This is a genomic window from Vescimonas sanitatis, assembly GCF_049060325.1.
In the GTDB taxonomy this organism is placed as follows: domain Bacteria; phylum Bacillota; class Clostridia; order Oscillospirales; family Oscillospiraceae; genus Vescimonas; species Vescimonas sanitatis.
This window is the reverse complement of record NZ_JBMGPW010000008.1, coordinates 63,570-79,384: the sequence shown is the minus strand read 5'-3', so window position 1 is coordinate 79,384 and position 15,815 is coordinate 63,570. Positions and strand designations below refer to the sequence as shown.

Genomic DNA, 15,815 nt, shown 5'->3' with positions numbered 1-15,815 from the left:
AGGGCGCCCGGCGGTTTGAGGACGGACAGAGGAGGTTCGCTTTTTATGATCCGAGTCGGCATTATCGGCTGCGGCAAGATCGCACAGGTGCGCCATCTGCCTGAGTATGCAGCCAACCCCAATGCGGAGATCGTCGCATTCTACGACAAGAACATGGAGCGCGCGCAGGAGATGGCGGCGCAGTACGGCGGCAAGGTGTACAACAGCTTCTATGAGCTGGTGGATGATCCCAACGTGGACGCCGTGTCCATATGCGTGGAAAACCGCAGCCATGCGGAGATCTGCACGGCTGCGCTGTACGCCGGCAAGCACGTGCTGGTGGAGAAGCCCATGGCGGTAACGCTGGCGGAGTGCGAGTCCATGGTGGCCGCCGCTGAGCGCAATGGCAGACACCTGATGGTGGGCCACAACATGCGTTTTGACCCGGTGCACCGCAAGGCCAAGCAAATGCTGGACAGCGGCATCATCGGCGATGTGATCACCTTCCGCACCATTCTGGGCAACTCCGGCCCCGAGGGCTGGTCCTTGGAGGGCACGTGGTTCTTTGACAAGAACAAGGCGGCCATGGGCGCCCTGTCCGACATGGGCATCCACAAGGTGGACCTGATCCAGTACCTGCTTGGGCAGAAGGTCATCGAGACCACCGCCAAGGTAGTCACCCTGAATAAGCGTGACGACAACGGCAAGCTCATCAGCGTGGATGACAACGCCCTGTGCATCCTGAAAATGTCCGGCGGCGCACTGGGCACCATGGCGGCCAGTTGGACGGTGTACGGCCACGAGTGCCAGTCCACGGTGCTGTACGGCACCAAGGGCCTGATGATGATCTACAGCGAGCCGTCGGCCCCCATCATCATCAATGACCTGGAGGGCAACCGCACCAGCTTCGCCTTCGAGACAACGTCCCACAACTCCGGCGTCATCGACGAGTTTGTGGACGCGCTGGTCCATGACCGGGAGCCGGAGGTGTCCGGCAAGGAGGCTCTGACCACGATGCGGACCATCTTCGGCAGCATCCGGTCCTCCGACATCGCACGGCCGGTGGCGGTGAACACCGATTTTGTGACCCATATCTGAGACAGAAACGCACTTGGGGCGGGCGATACGCCCGCCCCGTTTATTTCCCCGGAACGCGGGGACAGAAAGCGCAAGGAGGCAGCATATGTATCGTATTGGCATTGATCTGGGCGGCACCAACATCGCCGCCGGCGTGGTGGACGAGGGCCAGCACATCGTGGCGGAGGTCAGCCTGCCCACCGGTGCGGAACGCCCGGCGGAGGCCGTTGTCGCGGATATCTGCCGCGCGGCGGAGAAGGCCATGGAGAAGGCCGGCATCACGGCGGCGCACTGCGCGTCCGTCGGCATCGGCTCGCCGGGGACCTGCGACAGCGCCAACGGCGTGGTGGTGCGGGCCTATAACCTGGGCTGGTTCAATGTGCCGGTATGCAGCATGGTGACGGCGCGGCTGGGGCTCCCCTGTCATCTGAGCAACGACGCTAACTGCGCCGCGCTGGCGGAGACGGTGGCCGGCGGGGCCGTGGGCTGCCGGAACATGATACTCATCACCCTGGGCACCGGCGTAGGCGGCGGCATCGTGGCCGACGGCCAACTGCTGGAGGGCGTGGGCGGCACCGGCGCGGAGGTGGGCCACACCGTGCTGGTGCTGGACGGCGAGGACTGCACCTGCGGTCGGAAGGGCTGCTGGGAGGCGTATGCCTCCGCCACAGCGCTGATACGGCAGGGAAAGCGGGCGGCCGCGGCGCAGCCGGAGTCCCTGCTGGCCGGATACGGTGAGAGGCTGACCGGTAAGGACGTATTCGACGCGGCGGCCGCCGGAGATGCGGCGGCGCAGGCTGTGGTAGACCGGTACTGCGTGTACGTGGCGGCGGGCATCACGGACCTGGTGAACATCCTGGGGCCGGAGATGGTGCTCATCGGCGGCGGCATCAGCCGCCAGGGCGAAAGACTGCTGGCCCCCATACGGGCGTATGTGGCGGCCAACTGCTTCGGCGGACACGACCGGACACCGCCGGTGATTGAATGTGCCCGGCTGGGCAACGAGGCGGGTATCATCGGTGCAGCGGCACTGTGAATGAAAAACGCACCTTGGGTCAGACCCGGGGTGCGTTTTTTATGCCGTTTATGGGAAATGATATTGCACATTCTGGCAGAATATGGTACAATATGTCGTACCACAACAAATTTGGAGGGGCAACATATGGAAATGCGCCGATACGTAAGACACTCCCCTGCCTGGTGGATCGTGGGCGGCATACTGGCCCTGCTGACGGCGGGGTGTATCGTGCTGGGGCTGCTGGCGCAGCGGGACAGCGCGGCAGCGGAGGCCGTGCCCATCGGGGACGAGATCTATCTGGGCGACTACAACTACATCGACGTGCAGTACATGACCACCTGGGCCTATCGGGTGACGCTGGGCGACGGGCGCAAGCTGGTCTTCTATCTGGCGGAGGACACGGAGGGATACGGCTATCTGGTGCAGCTGAACGACGCGGAATATGCACGGTTCGCGGATATCGTGGACTATACCTATACCGACGACAGCGGTGACGGCGCAGTACCGGACGATACGGCCGCGCCCTCGGAGCTGGCCGTCTATATCCCGCTGACGGAGACCACCGCGCCGGCACCGGTACGTCTGGTGGGCGTGATCTGTGAGACGCCGGAGGCATATATCGACGATATTGCCGCCGCCGTCGGCATGACCGCCGAGGACTTTGTGTACACCTACGGCGACTATTACATCGACAGCGAGCTGACACCGGACACGGGGAGCAGCTTTTGGTCCCTCATAGCCAGCTTCCTCGGGCTGGCCGCCTTTGTGCTGCTGGTAAGCGCCGCCTCGTACACCGCACAACTGAACAGCACGCTGAAGCAGCTGAAAAAGGGAAAGCTGCTGGAACGGGCGGAGAGCGAATTCCACTATCTGGAGGGTGACCGACGCTCTGACGCGCTGGTGAGCACGGCGTTCCTGTACGGGCGGCGGCAGAACATCGTGCTGCCCCTGGCGGACGTGCTGTGGGTCTATCGTCACGACCTAAAGCTGCTGTGGGCCAAAAGCACGGTGGTGGAGCTGCTGACCTATGACGGGCGCAGCATCACGCTGCAGCTCAAAAGGGGCGGCAGCCGCCGGACGGCGGACGCTATCGTACAGGCGGTGTCCGCCCGGAACCCGGAGGCACTGGTGGGCCTGAACCGGGAAAATCAGCGGCTGTACAGCCAGCAGGTGCCCCACGCCAAGCGGAAACGGGTGTGGGCCACAGCCGCCGGCATCGGCGGCGGCGTGCTGGGCTATGCCATCGCCCGGGTGCTGATACGCCTGCTGCTGTCGTAAATAGCGCTGCCCCGCCCTTTGGGCGCGGCTTTATGCGGAAAAAGCACCCCCTGTCGGGGGTGCTTTTCTATTCAGTCGATGGTGCGGACGAAGTTCATGCCGCTTTTCTGCATATGTACGTCCAGGCGGACCCGGTCGCCGCGTATGTAGCTGCGGGTATACTCGTAGATACGGCCATCCTCCGTACGGGTGAGCCGCTGGTGGAAAAAGGCACAGCTGCCGGAGGGCACACCCAGCAGGGCGGCACAGCTGTCCTCCAGAATAACGGCCTCATAGCTCTCGTCCGCGGCGAAGGGGACGATGCCCACATGGTAAAGCAGGCTGTAAAAGCTGTGGGTCTGGAGCATATCGCGGGTCAGATTGGGGTAGATGTACTGGGGGTAGTAGCTGGTCTCCAGGATCAGTGGCTCGCCGTCCACGTTGCGGACACGGGTGAAGCAGTAGACCGGCGTTCCCTCCCGCAGCTCCATCTTCTCGCAGACGGTGGGCTTGGGGACCTCCACAGCGAAGTCCACCAGCGTAGATGAGGGGACCTTTCCCATAGAGGAGACCTCGGTGGTGAAGGAATAGCGGACACCCCGGCGGTTGGTGGCGGGGTCGGCCACGAAGGTGCCGCGGCCGCGCTTGCGGACCACCAGACCCTCGTCCTCCAGCTCTCCGATGGCCTGACGGACGGTGTTGCGGCTGATGCTCAGGCAGCGGCAGAGCTCGGCCTCGCTGGGGAGCAGCGCACCCACCGGCAGGGCGCCGGTGGAGATACTGCGCTTGATGATGCCCACCAGCTGGGCGTAGAGGGGGATATCGCTGTCCAGCGACAGCGTAGTGTGCAGAATGGAGTTCTGTTCCATGACGGGGTTCCTTTCCCTTGCGTTACCCTTAGGTAAGTTGTACCTATTGTACCATACAATCCAGTGGAATGGTAGGGGGTAAATGAAAAAATTTTGTCACGCTGTCGATTTTCTTTCAAAAACCGCCGGAAGCGCTTTCCCCCTCTGTACAGGCGGCGCGCAGCGTCTCTGTATGCAGACAGCGCCGCGTGACGCGGCGCTGTCTGCGGAACAAAAAGAAGGAAAACCTTTCGGTAGTAAGCGATTTACTTGTGGTCCACGCTGTACATATGCTCGATGAGGCAGAGGACCTTGTCGGAGTAGCCCATCTCGTTGTCGTACCAGCTGACGACCTTGACAAAGGTATCGGTCAGTGCGATGCCGGCCTTGGCGTCGAAGATGGAGGTATGGGTGTCGCCCAGGAAGTCGGAGGAAACAACGTCCTCATCGGTGTAGGCCAGAATGCCCTTCAGCTCGTTCTCGCTGGCCTTCTTCATGGCGGCGCAGATATCCTCATACTTGGCGGGCTTAGCCAGGTTGACGGTCAGGTCCACCACGGAGACATCCAGGGTGGGGACGCGCATGGACATACCGGTCAACTTGCCGTTCAGGCTGGGGATGACCTTGCCCACGGCCTTGGCAGCGCCGGTGGAGCTGGGGATGATGTTGCCGGAGGCGGCACGGCCGCCGCGCCAATCCTTCAGGGAGACGCCGTCAACGGTCTTCTGGGTAGCGGTGGTGGAGTGCACGGTGGTCATCAGGCCGTCGGTGATACCGAAATTATCGTGCAGGACCTTGGCGATGGGGGCCAGGCAGTTGGTGGTGCAGCTGGCGTTGGAGACAAACTGCATATCGCTGGTGTATTTGTCCAGGTTGACGCCGCAGACGAACATGGGGGTGTCGTCCTTGGAGGGGGCGGACATGACCACGTGCTTGGCACCCGCGGCGATGTGGCCGGCGGCCTTCTCCTTGGTCAGGAACAGGCCGGTGGACTCGATAACGTACTCGGCGCCGACCTTGGCCCAGGGCAGGTTGGCGGGGTCACGCTCGGCAAACACGGGGATGGCCTTGCCGTTGACAACGATGTTGTTGCCCTCGGAGGAAACTTCACCCTTGAACTTGCCATGCATGGTGTCAAACTTCAGCATATAGGCCAGGTAATCGGCGGGGCACAGGTCGTTAACGCCCACGATCTCGATGTTGGGGTGATCCATGCAGCAGCGCATGACCATACGGCCGATACGGCCAAAACCATTGATACCGACTTTAATGCTCATAAAACATCTTCCTCTCTGATGGAATATCCTAAATGTATGGTATGTTTAGAATTATATGCAGTTATTCCGCAAAATGCAAGCCTTTTTTGAAACTTTTTTTCGTTTCGCGGAAATTTGATAAAAATCTTGTATTCTTGCACCGCATTTGATATGATGTGAACAAGCTGACAGAAGTTGGCACGGTTGACGGTGCCGGGAAACTGGTATGCTGACAACAGAAGGAGGCTGGTCTCATGGAACAGGCACAGCAGGAAAAGGTATACATGGAGCGGCTGCCGCTGGTGGCGATGCAGATACGGTCCGCACTGGGCAATATCTACTACGGGATGCAGAAGCTGGCCCCCGCCGATGAACGGGACGAGGATCCGATACTGGACGCGAACGCCGCCATGCTCTACCATGGCTATTTCCGGCTGCTGCGGCTGGCAAAGAACCTGGAGTCCGCCTCTATGCTGAACCGCAAGGAGCTGCTGCCCACCGAAAACACGGACCTGAAGGTGTGGCTGGACGAGATCATCCGGGAGGCGGAGGTCCCCTTCGAGCTGAAGGGCGTGCAGCTGGAGATGGTGTGCGAGGAGCGTTACGCCATCACCGCCGTCAACGAGCCTTGGCTGAGCCAGGCCCTGTGGCAGCTGCTGTCCAATGCGCTGAAGGCCTGCTCCGCCGGTGGAAAGGTGACGGTGACGCTGGCCGTGCAGAAGCCCCATGTGCTCATCAAGGTAAAGGATACCGGCTGCGGCATTCCTGCCGACCGGCAGGAAATGCTGTTTCGCTGGCATATGCGGCCCATGACCCTGGACTATGTCGCCGGCGGTGTGGGGCTGGGACTGCCCCTGGCGCATCAGATCGCGCGGCTGCACGGCGGCCAGCTGCTGCTGAACAGCCGGGAGGACCAGGGCACCACTGCCACCATCGCGCTGCCGATGGTACGGGCTTTGGGGACGCTGGGCGAGAACATCGAGGACTACACCGGCGGCTTCCAGCGGGTACTGCTGGAGCTGGCGGACGCGCTGCCCGACGAGGCATTCCTGGCAAAGCATCTGGACGAATAAGAACACGCTGTCGGGCGGAGGGCCGCCGCGGCACGGCAGGGACGCGCCCCTGCCTGCTATGGCGCTCTTCGCCCGATAGCTTTCCACATTTTCCCGAAAGTATGCGCCGCCGCTGAATGGCGGTGCATACGCCCCATGCGGGCGTGGGAGACATATAGACTATGGAGAGCGATCGTATGAGCAAGAAAAAGGTGCTGGTGGCCATGTCCGGCGGCGTGGACAGCTCCGCTGCGGCGGCACTGCTGGTGCAGCAGGGCTACGACTGCGACGGTGCCATGCTGAAGCTGGCCCCTAACGAGGACAGCCGCTGCTGCTCCGCCGACGATGCCGAGGACGCACGGCAGGCGGCCACACGTCTGGGGATGCGGTTCTATGTATTCAACGAGACAGACCGCTTCCGCCGGTGCGTGATGGACAGGTTCACGGCGGAATACGCCGCCGGGCGGACGCCCAATCCGTGCATCGACTGCAACCGGGAGCTGAAATTCGGCGCCCTGCTGGACCGGGCGCTGACGCTGGGGTATGACTATATCGCCACGGGGCACTACGCCCGGGTGGCCTATGACGCGGAAAGCGGCAGATACCGCCTGCTGCGGGGTGCGGAACGGCGGAAGGACCAGAGCTATGTGCTGTATCAGCTGACGCAGCACCAGCTGGCCCATCTGCTGCTGCCGGTGGGAGACTATGACAAGCCGGCTATCCGTGACAAGGCCCGGGCAGCGGGGCTGGACAACGCCGACAAGGGCGACAGCCAGGACATCTGCTTCGTGCCGGACGGGGACTATGTGACCTTTCTGCGGCGGCAGGGACTGACACTGACGCCGGGAGACTTCCTGGACGAAGCGGGCCGCGTGCTGGGACGACACCGGGGCCTGCCCTGCTATACCATCGGCCAGGGAAAGGGCCTTGGCGTGGCGGTGGGACGGCACGTATATGTGCTGGAAAAGGACCGGGACCGCAACGCTATCGTGCTGGGAGACGACGCGGCGCTGTATGCCTCCTCCTTGCTGGCATCCCATGTAAACTGGATCAGCGGCCAGATACCGGCGGTGCCGGTACGGTGTGCCGCCAAGACGCGGTACAGCCAGGTGGAGACCCCCTGCACCGCTTATCCCCTGCCGGACGGCGGACTGCGGGTGGTGTTCGATCAGCCCCAGCGGGCCATCACTGCCGGGCAGGCGGTGGTGCTGTATGACGGCGACGAGGTACTGGGCGGCGGCACCATCGAAAAAAGCGAATAAAAACCTCTCCGGCGCATGGCGCCGGGGAGGTTTTTATTCGCTTGAACTTATCAGAAATGCGTCTCCACAAACTTGTTGAACTTGGCCACATCCATCTCGTCCTTATAGGTGTTCTTGAAGCGTTTGACCGTTTCACTGTTGTACTGAACGATGGCGCGGTACTTCAGCAGGCCCACCACCAGGCCCACGCCGCCGCAGATATAGCCCCAAGGGGAGGCCTTGGCACAGGTAAACGCCAGCACCGCCAGCATGATCAGCGAGATCACCACACCGGCGATCTGCTTCTTGGGGTGGATGCGGTCCACGTCCTCCTGCTTGACGATGCCCTCCTGGACCATGGCCTGGGCAAACTGCTTCTGCACGCCGAACAGGCTGGCCGCCTGCAGCATCATGGGCGCCACCACAAAAAAGGCAAAAAACGTGTCCACGACGCCGATGATCAAAATTCCTAAATCTCCCATTTCTTACTCCTCCTGTTGATGTTTGAATAGGAGCCGCATATCGCTCCGTGATGTGGCGTACAGCATATGGCTGTAGCACAGCGAGAATTCCACGATGTCGCCCACTTGCAGCCGGCGGGGGCAGTCCTCCACGTCCACGATGCAGTGGTCGGAGGATCCGCCGATGACTGTCAGCCCCGGCTCACGGGGGAGCAGGCTCTCCAGGTCGCCCACGTCGGCCCGGCCCAGGGCCAGGAGGGCGCGGCGGCGGACACCGCGGTCCACATAGGTAGGCTTGCGGCCGAAGGCATCGATGGCCAGCTCGCCGATGGGATAGGTGGGCTTGTCCTTGACCTCCACCACCTCGGCCCGGAGGGTAAAGGTGTCCATGCGGAGGTAATCCATATCACGGATACCCCAGTCCACCTGCAAATCCTTGCCCAGCAGGATGCCCTCGCCGATTCGGAGGTGGTTGATACCGGCGGGCATGGTGCCCCAATGGACCAGCGTAAAGGAGCTGGTAGCGCCGCCGGAGACGACCTCCAGCGATCGGCCGATACGCGCCTCCACCCGGCGGGCCAAAGCGACCAGCTCGTTCATCTTGTCCGGGGTGGGCTTAGTGGAGCCATAGCAGGACAGATTAACACCGATACCGGCCAGATGTACATGGGGCAGGTCCTGCTCCACCCGCTGGCAGACGTCCACCAGCTCATCCTTGTCCCAGAAGCCCTCACGCAGGTCGCCCAAGTCGGCCATCACGATGACGCGGTGGGTCCTGTTCTGACGGAGACACTCCTCCTCCAGCGCCAGCAGGGTGGCCCACTCGCTCTGCAGGGATGTATCGCACAGGGCAACCACATCCGGCAGCTCCGTCAGACCGGGGATTCGGATCAGGAGCCAGGGGCCGGGCACACCGGCGGCACGGCATTTGGCCACCTGCTCCAGGCGGCTGGTGCCCAACTCTGCGGCGCCGGCAGCATGCAGCGTCCGGGCGATCTCCGGCAGGCCATCCGCACCCTTGATAACGCCGCAGACACAGATACCCGCGGCATTGCAGCGGGAGATCACCGCCCGGGCATTGCTTTGCAGCAGAGAAAGATCGATCTCTAATTGGGGATATTGCCGCACAGCGACACCTCCTATGTACTCAATAGGGACATTGTACCACATTCGTTGCGGTTTGTCACATCTTTTCGCAAAATTCCCGCGGCGGACAGCTTTTGCTGTCCCGCCGCCGATGCGAGGTGCCCTCCCCTGCCCTGCGCGCAAAAAAAGAGACCGCCGAAGCGGTCTCTTTTTTTGCTGGAGTATGTACTTACTTGGCAAGAGCCTTGTTGGCTTCGGCCATTTCGGCGAAGATGCCGGCGTGCTTCTTGTTGACGATGGCGCGGATGACCAACAGCGTACCGACCATCAGGGCCACAGCGATCAGCAGGTTGACAAACACGTTCTGGATCAGGCCGGCCAGGATGAAGCTGACGAAGGACACTGCGGCCACGGTCAGCGCATAGGGCAGCTGGGTGAACACGTGGTTCAGGTGGTAGCAGTGGGCACCGGCGGAAGCCATGATGGTGGTGTCGGAGATGGGGGAGCAGTGGTCGCCCATAACGCCGCCGGAGCAGGCAGCCGCCAGACCGATGGTGCACAGTATGGGCTCCACGTCGTAGTTGAACACGGAGACGACGATGGGAGCCATGATGCCGATGGTGCCCCAAGAGGTACCGGTGGCGAAGCCGATAGCCGCGCCGATGATGAAGATGATGGCGGGCAGGAACATACGCAGATCGCCAACGTTGGCCATAGCATTACTGACGAAGTCAGCGGAGTACATGGCAAAGCGGGTGAAGGAGCACAGGGTCCAGGCGAAGGTCAGGATCAGGATGGGGGCGATCATCTGGATAAAGCCCTGGGGCACGGACTCAAAGGACTTCTCGAAGCCGATGGCGCCGCGCAGCCAGAAGTAGATGAACGTGAACACGCAGCCGATCAGACCGCCGATGGCCAGCGCCGGACCGGCCTCGGCAGCGGAGAAAGCCGCCATAAAGGTCATGCCGCCATCGAAGTAACCGCCGGAGTAGACCAGAGAGACGATGCAGATGATGATCAGAACGATCACGGGCACCAGCAGATCCAGCACGGAGGACTTGCCCTTGGAGCCGGTCTCGTACTCATCGTCGCCGGCGAAGGGACGCTCGGGGGTGGTGAACAGGTCGTCCTTGACCTGGGCGTTGTACTCATGGGTCAGCATGGAGCCATAGTCGATGTTCAGCACGGAGATGATGACGATCATCAGCAGGGTCAGCAGGCAGTAGTAGTTCCAGGGGATCTGCTTCAGGAACAGCTCAATGCCGTTGATGCTGGGGGACTGCACGTAGCCGGAAACGGCGGCGGCCCAAGAGGACACCGGGGCGATCATGCAGACGGGAGCCGCAGTGGCGTCGATCAGGTACGCCAGCTTGGCACGGGAGATCTTGTGAGACTCGGTGACGGGACGCATAACGGCACCCACGGTCAGGCAGTTAAAATAGTCGTCCACGAAGATCAGCACGCCCAACAGCATGGTCAGCAGCTGCGCACCGCAGCGGGTGTGAACAGTCTTCTTGGCCCAGCGGCCGAAGGCCTCGGAGCCGCCGCCCTTGTTCATCAGGTCCACCATGATGCCCAGGGTGACCAGGAACACGATAATACCCATGTTGCCGCCGTCAGCCAGCACGGAGATGATACCGTAATCGGCACCCACCAGGGTCACGATGGTGTCCCAGGGAGCGAACTGGGTGTACAGCAGTGCGCCGACCAGGCAGCCCAGGAACAGGGAGGAATACACTTCCTTGCTGATCAGGGCCAGCACGATGGCCACGATGGGGGGCAGCAGGGACCAGAAGGTGCCGGCAAACGGAGTCTCGGAGTAGACCTGCTCCTCATAGGTGGTGTACTCCACGCCGTTGACGTCCTTGGACTTCTCTTCGGACTTGACGTACTCGGTACCGTCGGCGCCGACGATGGTGTTGCCATCCTCAGACAGCTCGAAGTAGGTGCCGGCCTCGGGGCTCACATAGTAGGAGCCGTCCAGCGCATACTTAGAGCCCTCGCTGTCGTCCGCGGTCTTCAGGATGCCATCCAGGAACACGCCGTCACCGGTGGTGTAGAACGCGCCGTCGCCGACGAAGACAGGGTTCTCCTTGCCCTTGAACTGCAGGCCCAGGACGACCAGCAGGACAATGAAGATACCCAGCGCTACGAAATACGCTATTTTGGTGCTTCTCTTTTCCATGTGTGTGATTTACCTCCTCACAAATTGGTGCCACCATCCTAACGTTTTCCTGGCAGATTGTCAACATTTCAGCAAAGCCGGGGGCGGGTAATTTTGAACAAATTATGAACCTGTTTTTCTCCCTTTTATCCAATTTAGCGGCCATTTTTCGGAATATTTATGACATTATTATAAACCTTTACAGTTTCTTAGCGCGCTTCTCCCCTCCTTTTTTGGAAATATATGTTTATTTTAGCAAATATTGCCGGCATTTATAGCGATATGCCGACATAGTATACGCAAAAAAAGAAAGCCCCCAATGGAGGGCTTTCTTTTTATTAGGTGGGGTATAGCTTACTTGGCAAGAGCCTTGTCGGCCTCGGCCATTTCCTGGAAAATACCAGCGTGCTTCTTGGCAACGATGGCGCGGATGACCAACAGCGTACCGACCATCAGGGCCACAGCGATCAGCAGGTTGACAAACACGTTCTGGATCAGACCGGCCAGGATGAAGCTGACGAAGGACACACCAGCCACGGTCAGCGCATAAGGGATCTGGGTGAACACGTGGTTCAGGTGGTAGCAGTGGGCACCGGCGGAAGCCATGATGGTGGTGTCGGAGATGGGGGAGCAGTGGTCGCCCATAACGCCGCCGGAGCAGGCAGCCGCCAGACCGATGGTGCACAGTATGGGCTCCGCGTCGTAGTTGAACACGGAGACAACGATGGGAGCCATGATGCCGATGGTGCCCCAGGAGGTACCGGTAGCGAAGCCGATAGCCGCGCCGATGATGAAGATGATGGCGGGCAGGAACATACGCAGATCACCAACGTTGGCCATAGCATTACTGACAAAGTCAGCGGAGTACATGGCATTGCGGGTGAAGGAGCACAGGGTCCAGGCGAAGGTCAGGATCAGGATGGGGGCGATCATCTGGATGAAGCCCTGGGGAACGGATTCCATGGACTTCTCGAAGCCGATGGCGCCGCGCAGCCAGAAGTAGACGAACGTGAACACGCAGCCGATCAGACCGCCGATGGCCAGCGCCGGACCGGCCTCGGCAGCGGAGAAAGCCTCCATGAAGGTCATGCCGCCATCGAAGTAACCGCCGGAGTAGACCAGAGAGATGATGCAGACAGCGATCAGGACGATCACGGGCACCAGCAGGTCCAGCACGGAGGACTTGCCCTTGCTGGGAGCCTCATAGTCGTCGGCACCGGCGAAGGGACGCTCGGGGGTGGTGAACAGGTCGTCCTTGACCTGGGCGTTGTACTCATGGGTCAGCATGGAACCGTAGTCGATGTTCAGCACGGAGATGACCACGATCATCAGCAGAGTCAGCAGGCAGTAGTAGTTCCAGGGGATCTGCTTCAGGAACAGCTCAATGCCGTTGATGCTGGGGGACTGCACGTAGCCGGAAACGGCGGCGGCCCAGGAGGACACCGGGGCGATCATGCAGACGGGAGCCGCAGTGGAGTCGATGACGTAGGCCAGCTTGGCACGGGAGATCTTGTGGGACTCGGTGACGGGACGCATAACGGCGCCCACGGTCAGGCAGTTGAAGTAGTCGTCCACGAAGATCAGCACGCCCAACAGCATGGTCAGCAGCTGCGCGCCGCAGCGGGTGTGAACGGTCTTCTTGGCCCAGCGGCCGAAGGCCTCGGAGCCGCCGCCCTTGTTCATCAGGTCCACCATGATGCCCAGGGTGACCAGGAACACGATAATACCCATGTTGCCGCCGTCAGCCAGCACGGAGATGATACCGTAATCGGCACCCACCAGGGTCACGATGGTGTCCCAGGGAGCGAACTGGGTGTACAGCAGTGCGCCGACCAGGCAGCCCAGGAACAGAGAGGAATACACTTCCTTGCTGATCAGGGCCAGCACGATGGCCACGATGGGGGGCAGCAGGGACCAGAAGGTACCGGCGAAGGGCGTATCGGAGTAGACCTGCTCCTCATAGGTGGTGTACTCCACGCCGTTGACGTCCTTGCTGGTGGTCTCGGACTTGACGTACTCGGTACCGTCAGCGCCGACAATGGTGTTGCCATCCTCAGACAGCTCGAAGTAGGTGCCGGCCTCGGGGCTCACGTAGTAGGAGCCGTCCAGCGCATACTTAGAGCCCTCGCTGTCATCCACGGTCCGCTGGATGCCATCCAGGAACACGCCGTCGCCGGTGGTGTAGAACGCGCCGTCGCCGACGAAGACGGGGTTTTCCTTGCCCTTAAACTGGATCCCCAGGATGACCAGCAGGACAATGAAAACACCCAGCGCTACGAAATACGCTATTTTAGTGCTTTTCTTTTCCATGTGTGTGATTTACCTCCTCACAAATTGGTGGTGAATACCATCAGCCGGCGAAACAGCGTATCTGCCCCGCCAACCTCCTGTATCATACCGTCACGCCAAGATATTGTCAAGTTCTTAACGTCATATTCCATTATTTTAACAAATTGTGAACTCCGTTTTCGTCGTTTTTACAAGAGAAACCGGGCGGCAAACACAGCATCGTGTGCTTTTTACGGCAGGCGGCACAAGCCTTTCCGGGTCCGCGGGCGCAAAAAGAGACGCCGGTGCGGCGGCACCGGCGTCCCCTCTGTTAAGTAAGAGTTTGTTTATTAACAATTCGTCAAGAGACTTTACAGGAAGAATTCCTTTATCTGACCGTACAGGATGAGGACCATGATCAGCGGCGTGATGAACTTGACGCAGACCTTGAAGAAGCCGTAGCTGCCCATGACATGACCGGACTGTTCCGTCTCTTCCTTGACGAACTCGGGGCCGATCTCCCAGCCGATCATCAGAGACATCAGCAGCGCGCCCAGCGGCATCATAACGCCCTCGGACAGCGCATCCCAGAAGTCCAGCCAGTCGGCAGCCCAGGTCTTGGGATTTGCAATGTTCAGCAATTCCGCAGGCGAGAAGCTGCTGGCACCCAGGCGGTCAGCGCAGACCAGGATACAGCCCAGGCCCACAGCCGCGGCGGCGATGAGGGTATAGCTCTTGCGCTTGTCGCCCTTGCCCTCGTCGCGGGCCTTATCCACAAAGTGAGCCACGATGACCTCCAGCAGGGAGATAGAGGAGGAGATGGCGGCGAACACCACCAGCAGATAGAACAGGATGCCGAAGATGGGGCCGAGGCCGCCCATGCGGCTAAACACGTTCTGCATGGTGACGAACAGCAGGGACGGGCCACCCACTGCGCCGGAGGGATCCAGAGCAAAGCGACCGGGCAGCACGCACAGGCCGGCCATCAGAGCCACCATCGTATCCATGGCCACGATCAGCAGCGCGTTCTTCTGGATGTTCTCCTTCTTCTGCAGATAGGAGCCGTAGGTGATCATGGCGCCCATACCCAGGGACAGGGAGAAGAACATCTGGCCGCCGGCGGTAGCCAGCACGGTCAGGACGTCGGGTGTCTCCTGCTTGAAGGTCACGATGCGCTGCATGACGCCGTTGATCTCCACCGCGGACATTTTCACGCCATCGATGACGGCGGAGGCGGGAACATAGTATCCATTTTCAGTAGCCCAGCCGGGGGCAAACATGTACTTCAGGCCATCCAGGGCGCTGCCGTGGATCACGTGCTCCACCAGGGAACCGTCCGCCTGGAGCACCTGCACGGTGGTGTCCACACCGTCCAGCGTGCAGGCGCGGATGATGCAGATCAGCAGAGCCACGAACAGAGCGGGCATACCGACAGAGCAGACCTTCTCGATGCCGCCGCCGACGCCACCGAGAACGATAAGCATAGTCAGCACCACGAAAATCAAGCCATAGATAATGGCCTCGGTGGTGCTGGACATGAAAGCGCCGAACACCGCGTCGCCCAGAGAGGCGCTGGCCGCGTCCGCCGACGCGGCGGCGATGGCACTGGCGCCAAAGCCCGCGCCGAACAGGTCGCCTACATTGAGCACCACATACTTAATGCAGTAGCCGCCCAGAGCGCAGTAGAAGAACAGGATGAAGAACGCGGACAGGATGCCCATCCAGCCCATCCAGCTGAACTTCTTGCTAAGGGCCTTATATGCCGCCACAGCGCCCTTGCCTGTCTTACGACCAATGGCCAACTCGCCCACCATGACGATGAAGCCGCAGCAAACAGCCAAAATGAGGTAAATGATGAGGAACGTGAAGCCGCCGCAGGCGCCCATCTTATTGGGGAAGCCCCAGATGTTGCCCAGGCCGACCGCCGAGCCGACCGCGGCCATCAGGAATCCGAAATTGGATCCAAAGCCTTTTCTTTCTTCCATTGTTTTCTCTCCTTACAAGTTTCCCCCGCCGCGCCGCGGCGGGCGTGTTTGTATCTTACTGCGAAAAAACCGCCCTGTAAATACGGGCTGGCGTTTCTTAACACAGTGACAGCGGAAATGCGG

At 60.8% G+C, this 15,815-nt stretch carries 12 protein-coding genes; 5 read left to right on the top strand and 7 right to left on the bottom strand.

Going from position 1 to position 15,815, the window contains the following annotated elements; translation table 11 throughout:
- Positions 1-45 precede the first annotated feature (45 nt).
- The 3 genes from ACOMDU_RS10175 (at position 46) to ACOMDU_RS10165 (ending at position 3,352) form a co-directional block, all read left to right on the top strand.
- Positions 46-1,077: a Gfo/Idh/MocA family protein gene (locus tag ACOMDU_RS10175; RefSeq protein ID WP_022136183.1), complete on the top strand. Its 1,032-nt coding sequence runs from the start codon at positions 46-48 to the stop codon at positions 1,075-1,077.
- Positions 1,078-1,162: 85 nt separating this feature from the next.
- Complete coding sequence (locus tag ACOMDU_RS10170) at positions 1,163-2,092, top strand: ROK family protein (protein WP_421130206.1); 930 nt, start codon at positions 1,163-1,165, stop codon at positions 2,090-2,092.
- A 126-nt stretch (positions 2,093-2,218) separates the two neighbouring features.
- Complete coding sequence (locus tag ACOMDU_RS10165; protein ID WP_421130205.1) at positions 2,219-3,352, top strand: DUF6709 family protein; 1,134 nt, start codon at positions 2,219-2,221, stop codon at positions 3,350-3,352.
- 71 nt (positions 3,353-3,423) lie between these two features.
- On the opposite strand, the gene ACOMDU_RS10160 is transcribed toward ACOMDU_RS10165, so the two are convergent.
- Together ACOMDU_RS10160 and gap are read right to left on the bottom strand one after the other, a co-directional pair.
- Positions 3,424-4,200: a GntR family transcriptional regulator gene (locus ACOMDU_RS10160; protein WP_421130204.1), complete on the bottom strand. Its 777-nt coding sequence runs from the start codon at positions 4,198-4,200 to the stop codon at positions 3,424-3,426.
- Between the two features lie 245 nt (positions 4,201-4,445).
- Positions 4,446-5,456, bottom strand: coding sequence for a type I glyceraldehyde-3-phosphate dehydrogenase (gene gap / locus ACOMDU_RS10155; protein ID WP_421130203.1), 1,011 nt, complete (start codon positions 5,454-5,456; stop codon positions 4,446-4,448).
- 233 nt (positions 5,457-5,689) lie between these two features.
- Between gap and ACOMDU_RS10150 the strand changes: the two genes are divergently transcribed.
- Entirely contained in the window at positions 5,690-6,508 is an 819-nt protein-coding gene (locus tag ACOMDU_RS10150; RefSeq protein ID WP_421130202.1) for a sensor histidine kinase, read from the top strand.
- 176 nt (positions 6,509-6,684) lie between these two features.
- The gene (mnmA, locus tag ACOMDU_RS10145; RefSeq protein ID WP_421130201.1) at positions 6,685-7,749 is read left to right on the top strand and encodes a tRNA 2-thiouridine(34) synthase MnmA; all 1,065 of its coding nucleotides are present in this window, start codon (positions 6,685-6,687) and stop codon (positions 7,747-7,749) included.
- A gap of 50 nt (positions 7,750-7,799) precedes the next feature.
- Here the strand turns inward: mnmA and ACOMDU_RS10140 are convergent, their stop codons facing one another.
- The 5 genes from ACOMDU_RS10140 to ACOMDU_RS10120 form a co-directional block, all read right to left on the bottom strand.
- Positions 7,800-8,210, bottom strand: a complete 411-nt coding sequence (locus ACOMDU_RS10140; protein ID WP_421130200.1) for a hypothetical protein — start codon at positions 8,208-8,210, stop codon at positions 7,800-7,802.
- Positions 8,211-8,213: 3 nt separating this feature from the next.
- Complete coding sequence (locus ACOMDU_RS10135; RefSeq protein ID WP_421130199.1) at positions 8,214-9,317, bottom strand: alanine/ornithine racemase family PLP-dependent enzyme; 1,104 nt, start codon at positions 9,315-9,317, stop codon at positions 8,214-8,216.
- 187 nt (positions 9,318-9,504) lie between these two features.
- A complete protein-coding gene (locus ACOMDU_RS10130; protein ID WP_421130198.1) occupies positions 9,505-11,460 on the bottom strand; it encodes a Na+/H+ antiporter NhaC family protein in 1,956 nt (651 codons plus the stop codon).
- Positions 11,461-11,793: 333 nt separating this feature from the next.
- On the bottom strand, positions 11,794-13,749 hold the full coding sequence (locus tag ACOMDU_RS10125) for a Na+/H+ antiporter NhaC family protein (protein ID WP_421130197.1): 1,956 nt from the start codon (positions 13,747-13,749) through the stop codon (positions 11,794-11,796).
- Positions 13,750-14,078: 329 nt separating this feature from the next.
- Entirely contained in the window at positions 14,079-15,692 is a 1,614-nt protein-coding gene (locus tag ACOMDU_RS10120) for a sodium-dependent transporter (RefSeq protein ID WP_421130196.1), read from the bottom strand.
- Positions 15,693-15,815: the final 123 nt, after the last annotated feature.

Excerpts from the sequence above, each read along its gene's own strand:
- ACOMDU_RS10160 (WP_421130204.1), bottom strand. The coding sequence starts at position 4,200 with ATGGAACAGAACTCCATTCTGCACACTACGCTGTCGCTGGACAGCGAT.
- ACOMDU_RS10130 (WP_421130198.1), bottom strand. The coding sequence starts at position 11,460 with ATGGAAAAGAGAAGCACCAAAATAGCGTATTTCGTAGCGCTGGGTATC.
- gap (WP_421130203.1), bottom strand. The coding sequence starts at position 5,456 with ATGAGCATTAAAGTCGGTATCAATGGTTTTGGCCGTATCGGCCGTATG.
- ACOMDU_RS10150 (WP_421130202.1), top strand. The coding sequence starts at position 5,690 with ATGGAACAGGCACAGCAGGAAAAGGTATACATGGAGCGGCTGCCGCTG.
- ACOMDU_RS10170 (WP_421130206.1), top strand. The coding sequence starts at position 1,163 with ATGTATCGTATTGGCATTGATCTGGGCGGCACCAACATCGCCGCCGGC.
- ACOMDU_RS10165 (WP_421130205.1), top strand. The coding sequence starts at position 2,219 with ATGGAAATGCGCCGATACGTAAGACACTCCCCTGCCTGGTGGATCGTG.
- ACOMDU_RS10125 (WP_421130197.1), bottom strand. The coding sequence starts at position 13,749 with ATGGAAAAGAAAAGCACTAAAATAGCGTATTTCGTAGCGCTGGGTGTT.
- mnmA (WP_421130201.1), top strand. The coding sequence starts at position 6,685 with ATGAGCAAGAAAAAGGTGCTGGTGGCCATGTCCGGCGGCGTGGACAGC.
- ACOMDU_RS10120 (WP_421130196.1), bottom strand. The coding sequence starts at position 15,692 with ATGGAAGAAAGAAAAGGCTTTGGATCCAATTTCGGATTCCTGATGGCC.
- ACOMDU_RS10175 (WP_022136183.1), top strand. The coding sequence starts at position 46 with ATGATCCGAGTCGGCATTATCGGCTGCGGCAAGATCGCACAGGTGCGC.
- ACOMDU_RS10140 (WP_421130200.1), bottom strand. The coding sequence starts at position 8,210 with ATGGGAGATTTAGGAATTTTGATCATCGGCGTCGTGGACACGTTTTTT.